This window comes from Paraburkholderia sp. NMBU_R16 (assembly GCF_013282575.1).
In the GTDB taxonomy this organism is placed as follows: Bacteria; Pseudomonadota; Gammaproteobacteria; order Burkholderiales; family Burkholderiaceae; genus Trinickia.
In genome coordinates, this window is sequence record NZ_JAAAYE010000072.1 from 1 (window position 1) to 19,360 (window position 19,360).

Annotated in this window: 19 protein-coding genes and 4 tRNA genes; 3 read left to right on the forward strand and 20 right to left on the reverse strand. The window is 62.5% G+C overall.

Going from position 1 to position 19,360, the window contains the following annotated elements; translation table 11 throughout:
- Positions 1-223 precede the first annotated feature (223 nt).
- Positions 224-655, reverse strand: a complete 432-nt coding sequence (locus GWC77_RS24340; RefSeq protein ID WP_173261184.1) for a gamma-glutamylcyclotransferase — start codon at positions 653-655, stop codon at positions 224-226.
- A gap of 117 nt (positions 656-772) precedes the next feature.
- Here GWC77_RS24340 and GWC77_RS24345 point away from each other — a divergent pair, with 117 nt between their 5' ends.
- Positions 773-1,651: a helix-turn-helix domain-containing protein gene (locus GWC77_RS24345; RefSeq protein ID WP_173261151.1), complete on the forward strand. Its 879-nt coding sequence runs from the start codon at positions 773-775 to the stop codon at positions 1,649-1,651.
- Between the two features lie 28 nt (positions 1,652-1,679).
- Here GWC77_RS24345 and GWC77_RS24350 read toward each other — a convergent pair whose 3' ends face one another.
- The 14 genes from GWC77_RS24350 to GWC77_RS24415 form a co-directional block, all read right to left on the reverse strand.
- Positions 1,680-2,144, reverse strand: coding sequence for a GNAT family N-acetyltransferase (locus GWC77_RS24350; protein WP_173261153.1), 465 nt, complete (start codon positions 2,142-2,144; stop codon positions 1,680-1,682).
- A 155-nt stretch (positions 2,145-2,299) separates the two neighbouring features.
- Positions 2,300-2,376, reverse strand: a tRNA-Asp gene (locus GWC77_RS24355).
- Positions 2,377-2,453: 77 nt separating this feature from the next.
- Positions 2,454-2,529: transfer RNA gene (locus GWC77_RS24360), tRNA-Glu, on the reverse strand.
- A 62-nt stretch (positions 2,530-2,591) separates the two neighbouring features.
- Positions 2,592-2,668, reverse strand: a tRNA-Asp gene (locus GWC77_RS24365).
- A gap of 75 nt (positions 2,669-2,743) precedes the next feature.
- A tRNA-Glu gene (locus tag GWC77_RS24370) sits at positions 2,744-2,819 on the reverse strand.
- Positions 2,820-3,036: 217 nt separating this feature from the next.
- The gene (locus GWC77_RS24375) at positions 3,037-4,428 is read right to left on the reverse strand and encodes an NAD(P)(+) transhydrogenase (Re/Si-specific) subunit beta (protein WP_173261155.1); all 1,392 of its coding nucleotides are present in this window, start codon (positions 4,426-4,428) and stop codon (positions 3,037-3,039) included.
- A gap of 13 nt (positions 4,429-4,441) precedes the next feature.
- On the reverse strand, positions 4,442-6,037 hold the full coding sequence (locus GWC77_RS24380) for a Re/Si-specific NAD(P)(+) transhydrogenase subunit alpha (protein ID WP_173261157.1): 1,596 nt from the start codon (positions 6,035-6,037) through the stop codon (positions 4,442-4,444).
- Position 6,038: 1 nt separating this feature from the next.
- Entirely contained in the window at positions 6,039-6,818 is a 780-nt protein-coding gene (locus tag GWC77_RS24385) for a fumarylacetoacetate hydrolase family protein (protein ID WP_173261159.1), read from the reverse strand.
- A 143-nt stretch (positions 6,819-6,961) separates the two neighbouring features.
- The gene (frc, locus tag GWC77_RS24390; RefSeq protein ID WP_173261186.1) at positions 6,962-8,209 is read right to left on the reverse strand and encodes a formyl-CoA transferase; all 1,248 of its coding nucleotides are present in this window, start codon (positions 8,207-8,209) and stop codon (positions 6,962-6,964) included.
- Positions 8,210-8,301: 92 nt separating this feature from the next.
- The gene (locus GWC77_RS24395) at positions 8,302-8,547 is read right to left on the reverse strand and encodes a hypothetical protein (protein ID WP_173261161.1); all 246 of its coding nucleotides are present in this window, start codon (positions 8,545-8,547) and stop codon (positions 8,302-8,304) included.
- Between the two features lie 59 nt (positions 8,548-8,606).
- Positions 8,607-9,038 carry a PAS domain-containing protein gene (locus GWC77_RS24400; protein ID WP_173261163.1) on the reverse strand — a complete coding sequence of 144 codons (432 nt, stop codon included), beginning with the start codon at positions 9,036-9,038 and terminating at the stop codon, positions 8,607-8,609.
- 66 nt (positions 9,039-9,104) lie between these two features.
- Complete coding sequence (gene frc, locus GWC77_RS24405; protein ID WP_173261165.1) at positions 9,105-10,355, reverse strand: formyl-CoA transferase; 1,251 nt, start codon at positions 10,353-10,355, stop codon at positions 9,105-9,107.
- Positions 10,356-10,387: 32 nt separating this feature from the next.
- Positions 10,388-12,130: an oxalyl-CoA decarboxylase gene (oxc, locus tag GWC77_RS24410; RefSeq protein ID WP_173261167.1), complete on the reverse strand. Its 1,743-nt coding sequence runs from the start codon at positions 12,128-12,130 to the stop codon at positions 10,388-10,390.
- 222 nt (positions 12,131-12,352) lie between these two features.
- Positions 12,353-13,066, reverse strand: coding sequence for a GntR family transcriptional regulator (locus GWC77_RS24415; protein ID WP_173261169.1), 714 nt, complete (start codon positions 13,064-13,066; stop codon positions 12,353-12,355).
- Positions 13,067-13,329: 263 nt separating this feature from the next.
- Between GWC77_RS24415 and GWC77_RS24420 the strand changes: the two genes are divergently transcribed.
- Positions 13,330-13,713 carry a hypothetical protein gene (locus GWC77_RS24420; protein WP_173261171.1) on the forward strand — a complete coding sequence of 128 codons (384 nt, stop codon included), beginning with the start codon at positions 13,330-13,332 and terminating at the stop codon, positions 13,711-13,713.
- 213 nt (positions 13,714-13,926) lie between these two features.
- Here GWC77_RS24420 and oxlT read toward each other — a convergent pair whose 3' ends face one another.
- A complete protein-coding gene (gene oxlT, locus GWC77_RS24425) occupies positions 13,927-15,225 on the reverse strand; it encodes an oxalate/formate MFS antiporter (RefSeq protein WP_254367144.1) in 1,299 nt (432 codons plus the stop codon).
- 541 nt (positions 15,226-15,766) lie between these two features.
- Here oxlT and GWC77_RS24430 point away from each other — a divergent pair.
- Positions 15,767-16,714, forward strand: coding sequence for a LysR family transcriptional regulator (locus GWC77_RS24430; RefSeq protein ID WP_173261175.1), 948 nt, complete (start codon positions 15,767-15,769; stop codon positions 16,712-16,714).
- A 15-nt stretch (positions 16,715-16,729) separates the two neighbouring features.
- Here the strand turns inward: GWC77_RS24430 and GWC77_RS24435 are convergent, their stop codons facing one another.
- From GWC77_RS24435 to GWC77_RS24450, 4 genes are all read right to left on the reverse strand, one after another.
- Complete coding sequence (locus GWC77_RS24435; protein ID WP_173261178.1) at positions 16,730-17,449, reverse strand: GntR family transcriptional regulator; 720 nt, start codon at positions 17,447-17,449, stop codon at positions 16,730-16,732.
- The gene (locus GWC77_RS24440; protein ID WP_217283396.1) at positions 17,427-17,657 is read right to left on the reverse strand and encodes a hypothetical protein; all 231 of its coding nucleotides are present in this window, start codon (positions 17,655-17,657) and stop codon (positions 17,427-17,429) included. The genes GWC77_RS24435 and GWC77_RS24440 overlap by 23 nt, the downstream gene beginning before the upstream one ends.
- 334 nt (positions 17,658-17,991) lie before the next feature.
- Positions 17,992-19,032: a 2-dehydropantoate 2-reductase gene (locus GWC77_RS24445; protein WP_173261180.1), complete on the reverse strand. Its 1,041-nt coding sequence runs from the start codon at positions 19,030-19,032 to the stop codon at positions 17,992-17,994.
- 9 nt (positions 19,033-19,041) lie between these two features.
- Positions 19,042-19,296 carry a formate dehydrogenase subunit delta gene (locus GWC77_RS24450; protein WP_173261182.1) on the reverse strand — a complete coding sequence of 85 codons (255 nt, stop codon included), beginning with the start codon at positions 19,294-19,296 and terminating at the stop codon, positions 19,042-19,044.
- Positions 19,297-19,360 lie beyond the last annotated feature (64 nt).

Below are 19,360 nucleotides of genomic sequence, written 5' to 3' on the forward strand. Positions count from 1 at the left end.
TGCAACATGCGCCGAGCGTCAATCAACAAACGCTTGTCAGCGTCAATCAACATCGGCATCATCAACCTCGCCGCGACATTCTCATCTTGTTTGTCGCGCGTCTCTCATCCAGATTGTCGCGCCACAATCGGAGCAGTTCACCGAATTCCTGACCTTGCCGCTCTACGAGGAGATCTGATCCGGCGATCGCTTCGCGCCCCGGGACCGTTGCTGTCAGCTACGCTCAGCTGCCATAGCGGAGCTCGGGTGCCGCGTCGCGTGCGAGGCGGTAGCGGACCCAGTCGCCTGCGCGAATTGGCAAGCGCTCGGCGACGGACTCCGCCGCCACCGGATAGAACAAACACCGCAGTTCCCGTCCAGCAACGTTGACGCCGATCTCGCGCAGGCGAAACAAGCCCTCGACGCCGGGATAGACCTCCTCGATCTCGTTGAGCACCGGCACGAGCGCATCGTCGATCTCGTAGACGTCGCCGTGCACGGCGGGAGCCTCGGGGTCCGGCACAAGTCCTGGATAGCTGCCGAAATCGTATAGCCGCCCCTGCACGGAAGCTGCGCCGAGGAGCCGTGGGGCCGGCAGCCCGTGACGCGCGGCGGCCTGGCCGATGTCGTTCACCTCGCCTTCGCGCAAAGTGCCATATACGAAAACGTGTACCATCTTCACCCCACTGTTCCGGTGCCTTACTCGTTCATACGCCGGTGCCCGGTCGCCGCTCGCGCCGGACATGCATTATGCATGCCGGTCCCCCGAGAGCGATAGTATGCTAACGCAACCATGACCTCACGAGCCTTGGCACCGCCCGCTGCGCGCGTGCATTTCGTCGACATTCCGCCCGAATTCGCACCGACGCGCGCCCGTCCGATCCGTGTCCGTTCGCGGCCCATGCCGGCCGGCGAACGCATCACCATGCACATGCATGCGTGGGCACAGCTGGCCTACGCCCCGCGCGGCGTATTGCGGCTCGCGATCGAGAGCAGTAGCTGGATCGTGCCGCCATCGAGAGCTATCTGGGTACCGCCGCATGTACCGCATGAAGTGGTCGTCGTCGAGGAGGCCTACATGCGCACACTCTATATCGACGAGTCCGCGGTTCCCGCGGGGCTCGAGAGCTGCCGTGTCATGGAGGTCTCGTGTCTGTTGCGCGAGGTCATTGCGGCGATGGATATGGCCGATCTCGCGCCGGCTCGCGAGAAGCTGCTCGGCGAGCTCGCGCTCGACGAGCTTGCCCGCGCTGCCCCGTTGCCGCTCTCGGTCCCGATGCCGCGCGAAAAACGGCTCCGTGCATTATGCGAAGCGCTGCTCACGAATCCGGGCAATACCGATTCGCTCGAATACTGGGCTGCGAGCGTGGGCGCCAGCACGCGCACGATCGCGCGCCTTTTTCGGCAGGAGCTCGGCATGAGCTTCTCCCAGTGGCGACAGCAAGCGGTCCTCGCACGCGCCATTCCTTTGCTCAACCAAGGGCTCGCGCTTTCGCGGATCGCGCGCGAACTCGGTTATCAGAGCCAAAGCGCGTTTTCGGCGATGTTCCGGCGCGCGTTCGGCGAAAGCCCGCGCGCATTCATGGTGCGCGGCCATGAACGCACCGAGGAACCTCCTGGGGAGGCCGACGACGAAATCGAGGATGCGACCGAAGGCATGTCGCAGCGCTGAGCATTGCGCTCGGTGGGAGAAGCGCCGCTCAGACGCGCCGCGTCATATGCCGGATTGCGCCGAACTGTGCCAGCCGAGGGCCGGCGCTCCGGTAACCCATACGCAGATAGAGCCGCGCGGCCGGGTTATCGACGAAAACACGCAATTGCAGTTCCTGCAAGCCGCGTTCGCGTGCCCATCGGTGGCAAGTTCTCAGCAAGAAGGTGCCGGCGCCCTGACGCCGATGACCAGCGGCGATCTGCACGTCGCGAATATGAAGCGAATCGCCTTCTTCCGTCATCCGCAGCACGCCGATCGGCTCGCCGTCCGACTCGAGGACGAAATTCTCCGATTCGCACCAGCTCGCGTAGAACAGATCGGCCCGCCAGACCAGGTGATGGCGCTCGTAGTAACCGTTCATGTTCGAACGGGTCAGCGCTTCCGCAAAGACGAAGTCGTCAGGCACGGCTTCGCGCAGATGAAACGGCAACGGGGCATCGGAGGGGTCGAACATCGCAGCCGGAACGAGGGAGCTATCCCAGACACGGTAAGCCAGGGCGACGCGGCTGGCAACCGAGAATTTCCCGGCGCTGCGCTTTCGCCGTAGATTGGGCGAGTGGATAAAAAAAAGCCCGTTCGAACGCATGCTCGAACGGGCTTTCTTCATTTTGGCGGAGTGGACGGGACTCGAACCCGCGACCCCCGGCGTGACAGGCCGGTATTCTAACCGACTGAACTACCACTCCAGTCTTGCATCGTGGCCCCAGAGTGTCGGTCTTGTCTCTGGCGCTGCGGCGCGCTTTTTCAGCAGCACCGCGATGTTTGGCGTCCCCTAGGGGATTCGAACCCCTGTACTCACCGTGAAAGGGTGATGTCCTAGGCCTCTAGACGAAGGGGACAACGTACAGCTTGCACTTCTATTAAAAAAGCCCGTTCAAGCATGAACTGAACGGGCTTTGTCTGGCGGAGTGGACGGGACTCGAACCCGCGACCCCCGGCGTGACAGGCCGGTATTCTAACCGACTGAACTACCACTCCACGTTCTTTGCATCATACTCGCGAGCGTCGGTCTCGTCTCACGAGCTGCGGCGCTTCGTCAGCACCGCCGATGTCTGGCGTCCCCTAGGGGATTCGAACCCCTGTACTCACCGTGAAAGGGTGATGTCCTAGGCCTCTAGACGAAGGGGACAAAATTCTCACGTTACTGCTCGAACTACTGCTCTATTGCCGGCCGCGATCGACTTTTCGTCAAAAGCGAAGATCGCCATTCTATCTTCGTGTGCCGCGTTTGTGAAGTATTTTCTTCTTCACCGCCCGGCCCACATTGCGCAAGAGCGAAGCCCGCGATTATACGCACCCATTTTGCCTGCCCGCAAGCGCTTTTTGAGCCAGCCGGCGGGACCGGTTCAGGCCGCGAGCGCTTGCAGCAACGCATCGACGCTGGCTTTGGCGTCGCCGAACAACATGCGTGTGTTGTCCTTGTAAAAGAGCGGATTGTCGACGCCCGCGTACCCCGAAGCCATGCTGCGCTTCGAAACGACAACCGTGCGCGCTTTCCAGACTTCGAGCACGGGCATGCCCGCGATCGGACTGGCGGGATCTTCGAGCGCGCCGGGATTGACGATGTCGTTCGCGCCAATCACGAGCACCACGTCGGCGTGCGCGAAATCGTCGTTGATCTCCTCCATCTCGAGCACGATGTCGTACGGTACCTTGGCCTCGGCAAGCAGCACGTTCATATGTCCGGGCAAACGACCGGCAACCGGATGAATACCGAAGCGCACTTTCACGCCCATCGAAGTCAGCTTGCGCGTGATTTCGCTGATGGTCGATTGTGCCTGCGCGACCGCCATGCCATAGCCGGGCACGATGATGACGTCCGACGCGTCGCGCAGCAACGCGCCCACTTCGTCCACCGTCGCGGCCACGACTTCGCCGGCAGCCTGGGCACTGCTCGCGGCGCTCGTCGTGCCGAAGCCCCCGAGAATCACCGAAATGAAACTGCGATTCATCGCGCGGCACATGATGTAGCTCAGAATCGCACCGCTCGAACCCACGAGCGCACCCGTGGTGATGAGCAGATCGTTATCGAGCATGAAGCCCGTGGCCGCCGCGGCCCACCCCGAATAGCTGTTGAGCATCGATACCACGACGGGCATATCCGCGCCGCCGATGGCCATGACGAGGTGGACGCCCAGCGCACCTGCAAAGACGATCATCGTCAGCAGCGCGAACAACCCGGCATCGGCCGACGGTGCCGTGAGAAACCGGTAACCGAGCGCAAGCGCGACAGCCACGATGCCGAGGTTCAGTGCATGCCGCCCCGGTAGGATGAGCGGCTTGCCGCCGAGCGTGCCTTGCAGTTTGAGGAAAGCCACGATCGAGCCCGTGAATGTGACCATGCCGATCAGCGCGCCGAGATAGATCTCGCATTCGTGGATCGCGCGCGCCGCGCCCGCGAGCCCGGCCAGCGGTGCCAAATAGCTGTTGACGGCCGTCACGACGGCGGCCAGTCCCACGAAGCTGTGCAGCACGGCCACGAGCTGAGGCATTTGCGTCATTTCGACGCGCTTGGCGAGGAGCGCCCCCAGGGCGGCGCCCGCTGCCGCGCATACGAGCACGACCGCGAGGCTCACGCCCGGCGCAATCAAGAGCGTCGCGGCAATCGCGACGAGCATGCCGAGCATCCCATAGAGATTGCCGCGCCGTGCGCTGACCGGATGGCTGAGCCCGCGCAGGCTCAGGATGAACAGCGTGCTCGCGCCCAGATACGCGATATTGCCGATTCCATTGAGCATCGCTCAGGTCTCCTTATGAATTGCGCTGAAACATCTTCAGCATCCGTTGTGTGACGAGGAACCCGCCAGCGATGTTGATCGTCGCGACAAAGAGCGCAATGCCGCCCAGCACGGTCACGAGCGCGTTGCCGGTGCCAAGCTGCAGGAGTGCGCCGATGACGATGATTCCGCTGATCGCATTGGTCACGCTCATCAACGGCGTATGCAGCGCGGGCGTCACGTTCCAGATGACCTGATAGCCCACGAAAACGGCCAGCACGAACACGGTCAGATGCGAGACGAATGAAGACGGCGCGAGCGCACCCAACGCCAGAAGCGCCAGCACGGCGATGCCCAGCAGCACGGCCGAAGCTGCGCGCGACGCACGCGCGGCCGCTCCGGCTTCGCCCTTGTCGGCCATCCCAGCCACCCCATGCGGTACCGCGCCCGGCGCGGGGCGATGCAGCGCGACGGCGGGCTGCTTCGGTGCGGGCGGCGGCCAGGTGAGCTTGCCCGCGTGGACCACCGTGGTGCCGCGCACGACCTCGTCGTCCATATCGATTTGCAATATGCCGTCTTTTTGCGGCGTCAGATCGGTCAGCAAATGCCGGATGTTGGTGGCATAGAGCTGGCTCGATTGGGTTGCCATGCGGCTCGGCAAATCGGTATAGCCGACGATGGTCACACCGTGTTCGACGACGGCCTCGCCCGGCTTCGTCAGCTCGCAGTTGCCGCCCTGCTCGGCCGCCATATCGACGATCACGCTGCCGGGGCGCATCGATTCGACCATCTGCCGGGTGACCAGCTTCGGTGCCGGCTTGCCGGGAATCAATGCGGTCGTGACGATGATGTCGATTTCCTTGGCCTGCGCCGCGAACAACGCCATCTCCGCTTCGATGAAGCGCGCACTCATCTCTTTCGCGTAGCCGCCTGCCCCGCTGCCCTCCTCGTCGATGTCGACGGTCAGAAACTCGGCGCCGAGACTCTGCACCTGCTGCTCGACCTCCGGGCGCGTATCGAATGCGCGCACGATCGCGCCGAGCCCGCGCGCCGCGCCGATCGCGGCAAGACCCGCCACGCCGGCGCCGATGATCATGACCTTCGCGGGCGGCATCTTGCCCGCGGCCGTGATCTGACCGGTAAAGAGCCGACCGAAGCGATGCGCGGCTTCGATCACCGCGCGATAGCCGGCCATGTTCGCCATCGAACTCAGCGCATCGAGCTTTTGCGCGCGCGAAATGCGCGGCACGCAATCCATCGCGAGCGCATTGGCACCGCGAGCGGCCAGCGCATCGACGAGCGAGGAATGCTGCGCGGGCCAGACAAAGCCGATCAACGTCGCGCCCGGTCTGAGGAGGGTGGCCTCGTCGACCCCGAGCGCCGGATGGTGCTCGGGCGGCCGCACCTTGATGACGACATCGGCCTCATTCCAAAGGGCGCGCGCATCGCTAACGATCCGAGCACCCGCCGCGCGATATGCTTCGTCGTCGAACGCGGCCGCCGCACCCGCTCCCGTTTCGACGCTCACTTCATAGCCGAGCTTGCGCAATTGTGCGACCGTCTCGGGCGTGGCGGCGACGCGCCGCTCGCCCGGATGCACTTCTTTCGGCACCGCAAGGGTCATCGCCATGTCAGCCCCTCGCGCCAAGCACGTTGGACAAGGCGCCGATGCCCTCGATCGACACGGTGACTTCGGCACCATCCTTGATGGAGCCCACGCCGACGGATGTGCCGCACGCGATGACATCGCCCGGCATCAGCGTCATGTCATGAGAGATCATGCTCACCTGTGCCTCGGGCGAAAAAATCATGTCCGACAGCGGATAGTTCTGCCGCTCCACATCGTCGAGACGCGTCACGACATGCGCGTTGCGCCAGTCGAAATCCGTGCGGATGGCCGGGCCGATACAACTGAACGTGTCGAATCCCTTGGCCCTGCACCATTGTGCGAAGTTGGGATCTTCGTTGAGCAGTTCGACAGCCGTGACATCGTTGATGCAGGTATAGCCGAAGATGCACGCAGCGGCCTCGTCGACGGACACGTCGCGGCATTGTCGGCCGATCACGATGCCGAGTTCACCCTCATAAGCGATCTTGCCGCTGTAGCCGGTCGGCCGCCGGATCGGTTGCCCCGGGCCGATCACGGACATCGGCGGCTTGATCAGAAACAGCGGATGCGAGGGCGCCGCCTTGCCGAGCTTTTCGGCCAGCGCGTAAAAGTTGTTCCATAAGGCGATTATCTTGGTCGGCGCGCACGGGCTCACGAGCCGCACGTCCTCGAGCCGCCGCCGCGACCCGGTCGCACGAGCCGCGCCGAACATATCGCCCTCGTACTCGGCCACGCAATCGTCTTCGAGTACACCGAAGCCGACGGTTCCGTCGGACGAGTGAAAGCGTATCCACGAACTCATCGGGATATCTCCTGAAGTTGAATTGGGCTTGTCGGGCGAGCCGATGCGATGCGATGCGATGCGACGCAATGCTCGCCCGTTGCAACGCGGCGCGATGCGCGGCCCGCCGAGCGGGCCGCCGCATGTCGCCGGTGCGTTTCCGATCAGATCGCGCCTGCCGCGCGCAGCTCCGCAATCTGATCGGCCGAAAATCCGAGCTCCGCCATGACCTCGTCCGTATGCTCGCCAAGCAGTGGAGAGCGCGTGACGACGGTCGGGCTGTCCGAGAGCTTGATCGGGTTGCCGACGCTCAGATACGGCCCGCGTACCGGGTGATCGACTTCGACGATCGTGCCCGTCTTGCGCAGCGACTCGTCCTCCGCGATCTCCTTCATCGACAACACCGGACCGCACGGGATGTCGTATCGGTTCAGGATCTGCATCGCCTCGACCTTGGTCTTGCTCATGGTCCAGCGTTCGATTTCGGCGAAGATCTCCTTGAGTCGCGGCAACCGCGCATCGGGGGTCGCATAGTCGGGATCGGTGACCCACTCTTCCTTGCCGATGACGTTGCAGATCTTGCCCCACACGGGCGCCTGTGCAATGAAATAGATGTAGGCGTTGTAGTCCCACTCCCAGTCCTTGCAACGCAGGATCCAGCCCGGTTGGCCGCCGCCCGACGCATTGCCCGCACGCGGCACGGCCGGACCGAAGGTGCCCGTGGGATGCTGTGGATACTCGCGCAGCACACCGGTCCGATTCAGGCGCTGCTGATCGCGCAGCTTCACGCGGCAAAGATTGAGGACGGCGTCTTGCATGGCCGCCAGCACATACTGTCCGCGGCCCGTCACGGTGCGCTGGTAAAGCGCCGTCACGATGCCGAGCGCGAGATGCAGCCCGGTGCCGCTATCGCCGATCTGCGCGCCGCTGACGACGGGTGGCCCATCGTCGAAACCCGTAGTCGACGCCGCGCCGCCCACGCACTGGGCGACGTTTTCATAGACCTTGCAGTCCTCGTACGGTCCCGGCCCGAAGCCCTTGACCGACGCGAGGATCATGCGAGGATTCAATTCCTGTATGCGCTCCCAGCCGAAGCCCATGCGCTCGAGCGCGCCCGGCGCGAAGTTCTCGACGAGCACATCGCATTTCCGGATCAATGCCTCGAGCACTTTCTTGCCTTCGGGATGCTTCGCGTCGATGGTCACCGAACGCTTGTTGTGATTGAGCATCGTGAAGTAAAGACTGTCGGCATCGGGAATGTCGCGCAGTTGTTCGCGCGTGACGTCGCCCGCTCCTGCCCGCTCGACCTTGATGACGTCCGCGCCAAACCAGGCCAGTAGCTGCGTGCAGGTTGGCCCGGACTGCACATGCGTGAAATCGAGGACACGCACCCCCTTCAATGCCTTGCCCACTTCCTGTCTCCAATATTCATTCGTATCGATCAGCGCCGATTGCGACGGCGCAAGGTGCCGCATCCCCAGTCGGTCGGCGGTGTGCGAATCCGTCAGCTCGACGATCCGGCGGAGACGACGAGCGCCATCGCGGCCCGGCGCGCCGCCGCGAGCGCGGCGGCTTCGCTCGCGAAGACCGCATCGTCGACGACCCGCTGAAACGGCAGCAGACTCACGTGCTCCTGCGGCTCGCCGTCCGCTGCATCGCGCACCGCCGCGAAGGCCGTCCATCCGCCGTTGTCGATCAGTTGCCTCGCCGACAGCTCGAGCCGATACCGGCCCAGTATTTCCACTTGCATCGCACGCCCCATCGTTGTGCTCTCCCGCATCGCGTGCGGCTTGCCGACCGCGCCGCGCTTCACGCGCCAGCGCGCGCTTCGAGCTCGGCGAGCCTTTTGCGCAAATTGCGATCTTCCTGAAAGCGGCTCGTCTCGTCGCGAATGACCGCGACGATCCCCGTCAATGCGCCCTCAGCCGAACGAAGCAGCGCGACCGTGAACGCGATCGATAGCGCACGGCCATCCTTGTGCACGGCCGGTACCTTCAACACGTCGTTGCCGTAGCGCGTCTGGCCCGTCTCCATCGTCTTCCGATAACCGTCCCAATGACGCTGCTGCAAGCGTTGAGGGATAATCAGATCGAGCGACTGGCCGAGCGCCTCTTGCTCCGTGAAGCCGAACATGCGCTCGGCCGCGGGGTTCCACAACGTGATGCTGCCCTCGGCGTCGGAGACGACGACCGCATCGCCGATAACCGAAACCAACTGCTGCAAATCGACTGTCGTTTTCATGGCGCATATCCCATTCGTATTGACGGGGGCAGTATATCGACCGCCCCCGCCGCTCTCGGCAGACCGTCAGACGGCACCGATCTCCTTCATGTGGGAGATCTGTTCCCGGGTATAACCAAGCTGCTGCAGAACCTCCTCCGTGTGCTCGCCGAGCAGCGGCGACGACGTGATCTCGGGCTTCAGATCCGAGAACTTGATCGGGCTGCCAACCGTCAGGTAGGTACCGCGCACCTTGTGCGGCACTTCGACGATCGAGCCCGTCTTGCGCATCGATTCGTCATAAGCGAGCTCTTTCATGCTGAGCACCGGCGCGCACGGAATGTCGAACTTGCGCAGAATGTCGACCGCTTCGAACTTCGTCTTGTCGGCAAGCCACTCTTCGATCTTGCCGAAGATGTCGAAGATATGCGGCTGACGGGCCTCGGGCGTCATGTAGTCGGGATCGTTGATCCATTCCGGACGGCCGAGCGCGCGGCAAATCGGTTCCCACGCATGATCCTGGACCGTGAAGTAGATATAGGCGTTCGGATCCGTCTCCCAGCCCTTGCACTTGAGCACCCAGCCCGGCTGCCCACCGCCGCCCGCATTGCCGCCGCGCGGTACGACGTCGGTGAACGTGCCGTGCGGATACTGCGGGTACTCCTTCAGGAAGCCCACGCGCTCGAGACGCTGTTGATCGCGCAGTTTGACGCGGCACAGGTTCAACACCGCATCCTGCATCGCGACCGCCACCTTTTGTCCCTTACCCGTCTTTTGGCGGCCGATGATCGCCGTCAGGATGCCGATCGCCAGATGCATACCGGTGTTGGTATCGCCGAGCGCGGCCGCGCTGATCGTCGGCGGGCCGTCCCAGAAGCCCGTCGTCGAGGCGGCGCCGCCCGCGCACTGGGCGACGTTCTCATAGACTTTCAGATCGGAGTAGTGATGCCCCTCCGAGAAGCCTTTGACCGACGCCACGATCATCTTCGGATTGAGCTCCTTGATGCGCTCCCACGAAAAGCCCATGCGATCGAGCGCGCCGGGGCCGAAGTTCTCGACGAGCACGTCCGATTCGCGGATCAGCTTTTCGAGCACCGCCTTGCCCTCGGGCTTTTTGGTATCGAGCGTCAGCGAACGCTTGTTGCTGTTGAGCATCGTGAAGTACAGCGCGTCAGCGTCGGGAATGTCGCGCAGCTGATTGCGCGTCACGTCGCCGGCGCCCGGGCGCTCGACCTTGATCACGTCCGCACCGAACCAGGCGAGCAGCTGCGTGCAGGCAGGGCCAGCCTGAACATGCGTGAAATCGATGATCTTGATGCCGTCTAACGGAAGGCTCATTTTTTCTCTCCTGATGTATGGGGATCTCAGCGTTATTTCTTGCTTGCCGCGCTTTGCGGGTTGAGGTTGGTGAGCCGGCCGCTTTCGGTGCCCGCCGATTCGTCGATGACGGCGTTGATGAGCACCGGCTTGCCGAGCGCGATCGCTTCGTCGAGTGCCTGCTGGAGCGCTTTCGTGGTCGTGACGTGGTAGCCCTTGCCACCGAACGCTTCCATCATCTTGTCGTAGCGCGCGCCCTTGACGAACACCGTGGGCGCGACGTCTTTTCCGCCCGACGGGTTGACGTCCGTGCCGCGATAAACGCCGTTGTTGTTGAACACGACGATGCACACGGGCAGGTCGTAGCGGCAGATCGTCTCGACTTCCATGCCGCTGAAGCCGAAGGCACTGTCGCCCTCGATCGCGATGACCTGCTTGCCCGTTTCGACGGCAGCGCCTACCGCGAAGCCCATGCCGATGCCCATGATTCCCCACGTGCCGCAATCGAGCCGCTTGCGCGGCTGGTACATGTCGATGATGCTGCGCGCGTAATCGAGCGTATTGGCGCCTTCATTGACGATCGTGATGTCGGGGTTGGCCTTGACGACGTCGCGCAGCACGCTCAGCGCGCTGTGAAAATTCATCGGCGTCGGATCGGCCGCGAGTGTGGCCGCCATCTTCGTCAGGTTCTTGTTTTTGCGTTCGGCCACGGTCGCGAGCCAATCGGCCGCCGGCTTCGGGAAATCCGTGCCGATGCCTTCGGCGAGCGCCGTGACGCACGAGCCGATATCACCGATCACCGGTGCCGCGATGGCCACGTTGCTGTCGATTTCGGTCGGAGCGATATCGATCTGAATGAACTGTTTCGGGCTGCCCCAGGTCTTGCCCTTGCCATGCGAAAGCAGCCAGTTCAAGCGCGCGCCGATCAACATGACCACATCCGATTCGGCGAGCACGAAAGAGCGCGCCGCGGACGCCGATTGCGGATGATTGTCAGGCAACAGGCCCTTGGCCATCGACATCGGCAGATAGGGAATGCCCGATTTCTCGACGAGCTCGCGAACGGCGGCGTCGGCCTGCGCATAGGCCGCGCCCTTGCCGAGCAGAATCAGCGGACGCTTGGCGCGCTTGAGCAACTCGAGCGCCCGGCTCACCGATTCCGGCGCGGGCAATTGGCGCGGCGCGGCATCGACCACGCGCACGAGCGATTTCCGGCCGGCGGCGGCATCCATCGTCTGCGCCAGCAGCTTGGCGGGCAGATCGAGATAAACACCGCCGGGACGGCCCGACACGGCCGCGCGAATCGCGCGGGCCACGCCGATGCCGATGTCTTCCGCATGCAGCACGCGAAAAGCTGCCTTCGCGTGCGGCTTCGCGATATTGAGCTGGTCCATCTCCTCGTAATCGCCCTGCTGCAAATCGACGATTTCGCGCTCGCTCGAGCCGCTCACGAGAATCATCGGAAAGCAGTTCGTCGTCGCATTGGCGAGTGCAGTCAACCCATTCAGGAAGCCAGGCGCCGAAACCGTCAGGCAAACCCCTGGCTTTTGCGTGAGATAGCCCGCGGCTGCCGCAGCGTTGCCCGCGTTTTGCTCGTGTCGGAAGCTGATGACCCGCATGCCTTCGGCTTGCGCGAGACGCGCAAGGTCAGTCACGGGAATGCCCGGCAACCCGTAAATCGTCTCGATGCCGTTCAGCTTGAATGCGTCGATGACGAGATGAAAGCCGTCGGTCATCGGCGGTGTTTCGGTAGCGGGGATCGTCTCCGGCTCGATCGTCCCAACGACTTCTGCCATGTCTTGCCTCCTTGGCGCAGATGTTTGGTGTTTCTGGTGATATACAATATTCCACACACAGTATTAGTTCAAGGCTTTTTTTTCGCCCGTTGAACGCTGCTGCACTGCGATTGCCCATCAGCGTTCGACGCGATGCACCGCTGACCTTTTTCCGGTTGAGGTGCACAAGCGAGCCGCCTTTCGAGCTCGTCCTGATTCCGTTGCTTTACCGATACCGCCGCTTCAATCGAGGAAGTCGCAATGCGCCTCGACGAACGCCGCGAGATCGAGCGAATGCTGTCTTACGAGGCGCTCGGCGCGCTCGGTATCGCGTGCCTCGAGGGCTTCGATGATTCGCATGTGATCGCCGATCGAGCGCGACGCGCGATCGCTGCGCGCGATCGTCATGCGCCTGATAGCACGCACATGCATGAAGATGTTCTTGACTGTTTCGATGAGCACCGGCGAATCCGACAACTCCACGAGCGATTGGTGAAACGCGATGTTCGCCTCGGAGTACTCCTCGACCTGGTCCGCCGCGGCCGTCTCGCCAAAGTCGTCGAAGAGCCGCCGCAGCCGCGCGAGGTCCTCATCGGCCGCCCTCAGCGTCGCCAGACGCGCGGCCATGCTTTCGAGCGCCGCCCACATATGGATCATCTCGACGATCTCGCGCTTGGTCTTGCGCAGGATATAGACGCCGCGCCGCGGCACGGTCCGCAAGAACCCCTCCTGTTCGAGCAACGTCATGGCCTCGCGCACGGGCGTACGACTTACGCCGAGCGCCTCGGCGAGCTCCTTCTCGTCGAGGCGGACCGCCTCGCGCGAGCGGTAAATGTCCGTCTCGGCAATCGCACGCTTCAGGCTCGCGTAGGCCTGGTCGCGCAGCGATGCCGACGCGCTGATCGGTGCCAACGTCAATGCCGCCGGTACACCGCGGCTCTCAGCTTCCCTCTCCATGGCTTCCTGTCCCCTCGCCTCTTCGATATTCTCAATACTGTATATCAGATATCTCGAAGACCCAAGCGTTCCGATGCAGTTGCCGGGCGCGGAGAGAGGCGTCGTTCGTCGTGCAGAGATGGCCGCGATGCAGCTGGCGTTGGTATCCATATGAATTACCTTATGGTTTTCCAATAAAACTTTAACTATCGACTATCAAATTCGCGCTTTATGCTCTAGCCAAATCATCGATTCACCGATTCATCGATCCGGAGGAAAGGGCTATGAGCCAGGCATTCATCGAGGGGCGCGAGGCCGAGGCCGATCTGCACGCGCATGTGTGCGCCTACAACATGGCGTTCGAGGAGTTGGGGCTGCGCTTTCGGTGGGATGCGCGCACGCTTGCATCGCTCGCCAGCATCGAGGACGAAGCGACGAGGATCGTGACGTATATCGAGACCCACCATCCGCATCTGCTCAAGGCCTACAGCCCAGAATTCCTGAGTCACGCCATCCTGACGAGGAAGAACGCGCAGCGCCCCGAGCCGCTGCCGATTCTCGACACGGCGATCCACTTGGAAACGAACCGCCCTTCCGTCGTGCAGGTTCGCGCGCGCGATACGCAGGTTCAGACCGATTACAGCTTGCCCATGCTCGCTGGCACCTGATCCGGTATTCATCAGTACTCCTAATCTCTTCTCATAACGCCGCGCATCCATCGCGCGGCGTTTTTTGTTGCTTGTTACTTGCCGGTGCTTGTTACCTGCCGCAGCTTGCCGTGGCTTGTCGGTGCTGCACGCGAGTCGAGCTCGCGCAATCCGTCCGCCCAAAAACATTGGGCGCCTTGCCCGAAACCGAGCAAGGCGCCCATTAGCCTGCGATCAATGCGTCAGCGACGACGACGAACGCGGTGCCGCAACGAACGATTCACCCTCGCCCTGCGCCTCGATCCAACGCGAGCGCATGGGAGCGAGCAGGAATTTCGCCGCGACGCCCGCTGTGATCGTGATGGCGGCCGACACCAGGAACACCGCGTTCCATCCGCCGGCGGAGGCCAGGATCGATGCGAGAGGCACGAGCAGCGAGGCGGTGCCTTTGGCTGTATAGAGCAGCCCGGCATTGCCCGCGGCGAATTTGCTGCCGAACGTGTCCGCGCATATGGCCGGGAAGATCGAGAAGATTTCGCCCCAGCACAGGAAGATCAGCGCCGCGAACGTCATGAAGGCGTAGGGGTTCGTGCCGTACTGCATGAGGCCGAGCAGCGCGAGGCCTTCGCCGATGAAGACGATGAACATCGTATTTTCACGGCCGATCTTGTCCGAGACGAACCCGCACAGCGGCCGTGTGAACCCGTTGCAGATGTTGTCGATCGAGAGCGTCATCGTCAGCAGCGGCAACGTCAGGCCGAACAGCGTCATCGGCAAGCGCGCCAGGCCCAGATCCTTGGCGATCGGCCCGATCTGCGCCGTTGCCATCAACCCGCCGGCCGCCACAGCGACGAACGAGATATAGATGGCCCAGAAGACCGGCGTACGAGCCATCTGGCCAGGCGTGTAGTCGACCTTCGTGACCGCGAACTTGCGCTTGGGCGCGGCCGCGCCTCGGCCCGTCGGTTTGGCGAGCAGCATGGCGAGCACGAAGATCGAGGCGCCTTGGAGAATGCCGAAGAAGAAGAAAGTGTGTTCGTAGCCCGATCGCGTGATCATGTTGGCGATAGGAATGACGGTGACGGCCGCGCCCGCACCGAAACCGGCGGCCGTGAGCCCCGCGGCAAGGCCGCGGCGATCGGGGAACCACTTCAGCGCATTGCCGACGCACGTACCATAGACGCATCCCGCCCCGACTCCGGCGATGACCGAGGCTGCATAGAGCTCAGGCAGCGTGGTGGCAAACGAATAAATGACCCACGCCAAGCCCGCGCAAACCGCGCCCCCCGCCACCACCGGCCGCGGTCCGAAGCGGTCCACGAGCCACCCTTCCACGGGAACGAGCCAGGTCTCGGTCAGAATGAAGATCGAGAAAGCGAGCTGGATCGACGCTGGTTCCCAATGGTGCCGCGCCTGCATCGGTGCGACAAACAGTGTCCACGCGTACTGTAGGTTGGCCACGAGTGCCATACAGAGCATGCCGATGAATAGCTGAGCCCACCTGCTCTTCCAAAATGCAGCGTTTCCGTCCATGTGCTTCGTCTCCATCCATCTAATTATTGAAAAGCGAGAGGCGCAACGGGCCTACACCCTTAATTCATTCATTCGTGATGAATCATTTTTAAAATTGAGTGAGTGCTTGAGCCCTTTAATGCGAAGAGTGAAAAAGGCAACCGGCAGACTGCATTGAATGGCAGACTCGCGCCCGGGCCCGTGCCGCCTTGCTGTGCGGCGCGACGCCGATGCGCGTTTTCCCGTTCGATGACAAAGCCTGATTGCATAGACGCATGCTAGGGGCAGCGATGAATTACCGATAATCAAAGTTTGTTACCGTCTCGATTCACTTTCGCTTATGGACCGCCTGCGTACGGCTCGAAGCCCACCGCACAACCCGTTACGGCATGGTGATGCTCCCGCTTTGGCGAGGCGGGCCGGTCCTGCCAAGTGTTATCCCTAATGCGTGCGACATCGTTTTGTCGCCAAATCGGCGGACGCATAGGGTCTTTGCTAAGTTAGGAAAACCTGAAGTTTGTTAGGATGACGATCCAGTTTTGCTTATGGACCCGCTTCGGCCATGACTATCAGAAATGCAACGCTTCGCCAGCTGAAGGTCTTCGAAACGGTTGCCCGCCTCCTGAGCTTTTCACGTGCCGCAGAGGAGCTTCATCTGACGCAGCCGGCGGTCTCCACGCAGGTCGCTCAACTGGAAGAGCACGCAGGGTTGCCTCTTTTCGAACAGCTTGGGAAGAAAATCTACCTGACGCCGGCCGGCACCGAAATGCTGCAGTTCAGCCGCACGATCCTTCAGCAATTTCAGCAGGAGGACGAAGCGATGAGCCAGCTCAAGGGCATCTCCGGCGGTACGCTCAACGTCGCCGTCATCAGCGCGGGCGATTATTTCTTTCCACGTCTGCTGGCCGAGTTCACGCGCCGCTATTCGGGGGTGACATTCAATCTCGCGGTCCACAACCGCGAGGAATTGCTTCAGCAGTTATCGACGAATCAGACCGATTTAGCGGTCATGGTCCGCCCGCCTGTCAATATGGATGTCACGACGGAGCCGTTCGCGCCCCATCCCTATGTCATCGTCGCGGCACCGACGCATCCGCTCGCGTCGAAACGCTTCATCACCATGGCGCAACTGGCCGACGAGCCATTCATTGTGCGCGAGCGCGGCTCGGACACCTGGAATTCGATGCAAGAGGGACTCGCGGGCAGGCTCGAGCATCCGAAGGTGGCCATGGAGATCAAGAGTACCGAGACGATCAAGCAAGCCGTGATCGCCGGTATGGGCATCGCTTTCCTGTCGGCTCACACGATCAGTCTCGAGTTGCAAGTCGGCAATCTCGTCGTGCTCGACGTCGAAGGCTTCCCCGTCATGCTCAACTGGTATGTCGTGCACCGCAAGAACAAACGCCTGCCTCCCGTTGCGGAGGCCTTCAAGCGTTTCCTGGTCGACGAAGGCGCGGCATTGCTCGAGCAGATCACCCGCGTAGGCGCGCTGACCGCGAAGCACGCCTGAAACCGGGCCGCGCGATCAGTCGAGAAAATCGCAATGCGCGTCGACGTAATCGGCCAAATCGAGCGAATGTTGACGGACGAGTCGCTCCGCCAGTTCGGTATCGCGCTTTTCGAGCGCTTCGATGATGCGCAGGTGGTCGACGATCGAGCGCGCGGCACGGTCGCTTTGCGAAATCGTCATTCGCCGGATCGCCCGGACGTGCACGAAGATGTTCTTGATCGTGTCGAGGATGATCTGCGATTTCGATAGCTCGACGATCGCCTGATGGAACGCAATGTTCGCATCCGAATACTCTTCGATGTGCTCGGCGGGAGTCGTGTCGCGGAAGTTGTCGAACATGCGGCGCAAACCGGCGATTTCCTCGTCCGTCGCGCGCAGCGTCGCGAGACGCGCCGCCATGCTCTCGAGTGCGGCCCACATCTGGATCATTTCCACGATCTCGCGCCGACTCTTTCGCACGATGTAAATCCCTCGGCGCGGCACCGTGCGTAAAAAGCCCTCCTGTTCGAGCAGCGTCATCGCTTCCCGAATCGGCGTTCGGCTCACACCGAGCGTTTCGCTCAGCATGCGCTCGTCGAGCCTCACGGGCTCCCGCGTCGCGTAGATATCGGCGTCCGCAATCGCCTTGCGCAGCATCGCATAAGCCTGATCGCGCAAGCTGACGCTCGCGCCGATCGATTTCAGCGAAAGCGTGAGCGGTGAAGCGGTAGTTTTAGTTAGCAGTTCTGACGACATTCAGTGCCTCATGAGTCCGCCCCTGGCGCGCCCCAGCGTGCAAGCCGGCGCCCTCCATTTCCCCCAGGCCGGCGAAACGCCCGTGTTTGGCCGCGAAATCCGCGACCGATGCGGGCAGCCATTGCGAAATCAAGTAGGTAGCGAGGCTGCCAAGACCGACGGCCGCAAGCGAAAGCAATGACAAGTTCGGAAGTTCCACCAGTTCCATTTCCCACTCCACGAGAAGTTCGATCAGATGGTAGCCATGGTAATGCTGCGACGCGGCACCCGTCAATATTTTGTATGTGATATTTCACGAAACCGCCGCGATCCGTTGTTTCAGCGACACGCGCACGTGGAAGAGCCCTACGCAAGCGTAGTACAGAGCGACGCGCGACCGACAGGATACCGCGCCGCGCGGATGTCGGCTGGTAATCGCTTGGCAGAAAGGGAATGAGGCGGGCTTCGGGATGCGGACACCGTCGCCGCATGCGCGGCAACGGTGTGCGGGAGAGAAAAGAGGCTATCGGAATCGACCGGGAAGCAGTTTCCTACATGATGCGTTACGCCGCGCGAGCCCCTTGGGTGACGCCGGGTGACTGCGAAGCGGTCCGGGCCTCTGTCTGCGCAAGCGCGTGCTGCGCCGTTTGCTCCCGGAGCTTGATCAACGCGAGAACGGTGTCGATGATCGGGGTCGCTTGGCCAACGAGGCGGCCCATCTCCTGCACGACGGTCAGCAACGGATCGATTTCCATCGGACGGCCGCACTCGAGATCCTGAAGCATCGAAGTTTTGTGCGCCCCGACGGCGCCCGCACCGTCGATGCGCCGTTCCACATCGACGCGGAAATGCACTCCGAAGCGATCCGCAATCGACTTTGCCTCGAGCATCATCGTCCGGGACACGGCACGCGTGCCGGAGTCGCTCGTGATGACGTCGAGCGTCGCATGCGTCAATGCACTGATCGGGTTGAAGCAGAGATTGCCCCAGAGCTTGAGCCAGATTTCATCGCGGATGTCGTCGCGGATCGGCGCGTCGAAGCCGGCGGCCACCATCATTTCCTGCAACGCGAGGATACGCTCGGTTTTCTCGCCGCTCGGCTCGCCTATCGGAAATTTCTTGCCGTAGACATGGCGTACGACACCGGGCTCGACGATCTCCGCAGCCGGATACAGCACACAGCCGATCGCGCGTTCGGGCCCGAGGCGTTTCCATTGCGTGCCGCCCGGATCGACGCTGTCGAGCATGGTGCCGGCGAATACGCCGCCGTGGCGATAGAAGTACCAATACGGGATGCCGTTGATGGCCGTCACGATCGCCGTGTTCGCGCCCAGCAGCGGCTGCATGGCGTCAACGACGCCGGGCACCGAATGCGCCTTGAGCGCGACGATGACATAGTCCTGCTCGCCAAGCTCGCGCGGATCGGACGTGCACCGCACGTTGACCACACGCTCGCCCTCTTCCGTCTGAAGCCGGACGCCATTTTTCTGCATGGCTGCGAGATGAGGGCCGCGCGCGATGAAGCTCACGTCGGCGCCGGCCAGCGCAAGCTGTGCGCCCATGTAAGCGCCGATCGCGCCGGCGCCATATACACAGATCTTCATATGGGTTCCCTAAAGTGAAGTCACGAAAGCGGTGGTGCGCGGCTCGAGCTCGGCGCGGCGCAGCCAAAGCGCCTCGCGAACGATCTCGCGCATCGTCGACGCACTGGGCTCGTCGAGCGCGCTCAGTAGGACGCGTCGCATGCGCGGCTCCCAAAACGAGCGGATGTGCTCGGAGATGCCGGCGAGGGCCTCGTCGCGATCGGGCATCGATTCGAAGAACTCGCCGATGCGGTTGGCCATCTCGATCAGGTGCTGCTCGTTCATCGTCGGTCTCTCACTATGCTCACTTGCCCGTGCCCGCATGGGCCGCGCCGCGCTCGCGCTCGTT

What these genes read in the sequence shown, in the direction of transcription:
- GWC77_RS24400 (WP_173261163.1), bottom strand. Translation starts at nt 9,038, where the DNA reads ATGAAAACGACAGTCGATTTGCAGCAGTTGGTTTCGGTTATCGGCGAT.
- oxc (WP_173261167.1), bottom strand. Translation starts at nt 12,130, where the DNA reads ATGGCAGAAGTCGTTGGGACGATCGAGCCGGAGACGATCCCCGCTACC.
- GWC77_RS24345 (WP_173261151.1), top strand. Translation starts at nt 773, where the DNA reads ATGACCTCACGAGCCTTGGCACCGCCCGCTGCGCGCGTGCATTTCGTC.
- GWC77_RS24395 (WP_173261161.1), bottom strand. Translation starts at nt 8,547, where the DNA reads ATGCAAGTGGAAATACTGGGCCGGTATCGGCTCGAGCTGTCGGCGAGG.
- GWC77_RS24340 (WP_173261184.1), bottom strand. Translation starts at nt 655, where the DNA reads ATGGTACACGTTTTCGTATATGGCACTTTGCGCGAAGGCGAGGTGAAC.
- frc (WP_173261165.1), bottom strand. Translation starts at nt 10,355, where the DNA reads ATGAGCCTTCCGTTAGACGGCATCAAGATCATCGATTTCACGCATGTT.
- GWC77_RS24420 (WP_173261171.1), top strand. Translation starts at nt 13,330, where the DNA reads ATGAGCCAGGCATTCATCGAGGGGCGCGAGGCCGAGGCCGATCTGCAC.
- GWC77_RS24350 (WP_173261153.1), bottom strand. Translation starts at nt 2,144, where the DNA reads ATGTTCGACCCCTCCGATGCCCCGTTGCCGTTTCATCTGCGCGAAGCC.
- GWC77_RS24415 (WP_173261169.1), bottom strand. Translation starts at nt 13,066, where the DNA reads ATGGAGAGGGAAGCTGAGAGCCGCGGTGTACCGGCGGCATTGACGTTG.
- GWC77_RS24445 (WP_173261180.1), bottom strand. Translation starts at nt 19,032, where the DNA reads ATGAAGATCTGTGTATATGGCGCCGGCGCGATCGGCGCTTACATGGGC.
- GWC77_RS24430 (WP_173261175.1), top strand. Translation starts at nt 15,767, where the DNA reads ATGACTATCAGAAATGCAACGCTTCGCCAGCTGAAGGTCTTCGAAACG.
- oxlT (WP_254367144.1), bottom strand. Translation starts at nt 15,225, where the DNA reads ATGGACGGAAACGCTGCATTTTGGAAGAGCAGGTGGGCTCAGCTATTC.
- GWC77_RS24375 (WP_173261155.1), bottom strand. Translation starts at nt 4,428, where the DNA reads ATGCTCAATGGAATCGGCAATATCGCGTATCTGGGCGCGAGCACGCTG.
- GWC77_RS24440 (WP_217283396.1), bottom strand. Translation starts at nt 17,657, where the DNA reads ATGGAACTGGTGGAACTTCCGAACTTGTCATTGCTTTCGCTTGCGGCC.
- GWC77_RS24450 (WP_173261182.1), bottom strand. Translation starts at nt 19,296, where the DNA reads ATGAACGAGCAGCACCTGATCGAGATGGCCAACCGCATCGGCGAGTTC.
- GWC77_RS24435 (WP_173261178.1), bottom strand. Translation starts at nt 17,449, where the DNA reads ATGTCGTCAGAACTGCTAACTAAAACTACCGCTTCACCGCTCACGCTT.
- GWC77_RS24380 (WP_173261157.1), bottom strand. Translation starts at nt 6,037, where the DNA reads ATGGCGATGACCCTTGCGGTGCCGAAAGAAGTGCATCCGGGCGAGCGG.
- GWC77_RS24385 (WP_173261159.1), bottom strand. Translation starts at nt 6,818, where the DNA reads ATGAGTTCGTGGATACGCTTTCACTCGTCCGACGGAACCGTCGGCTTC.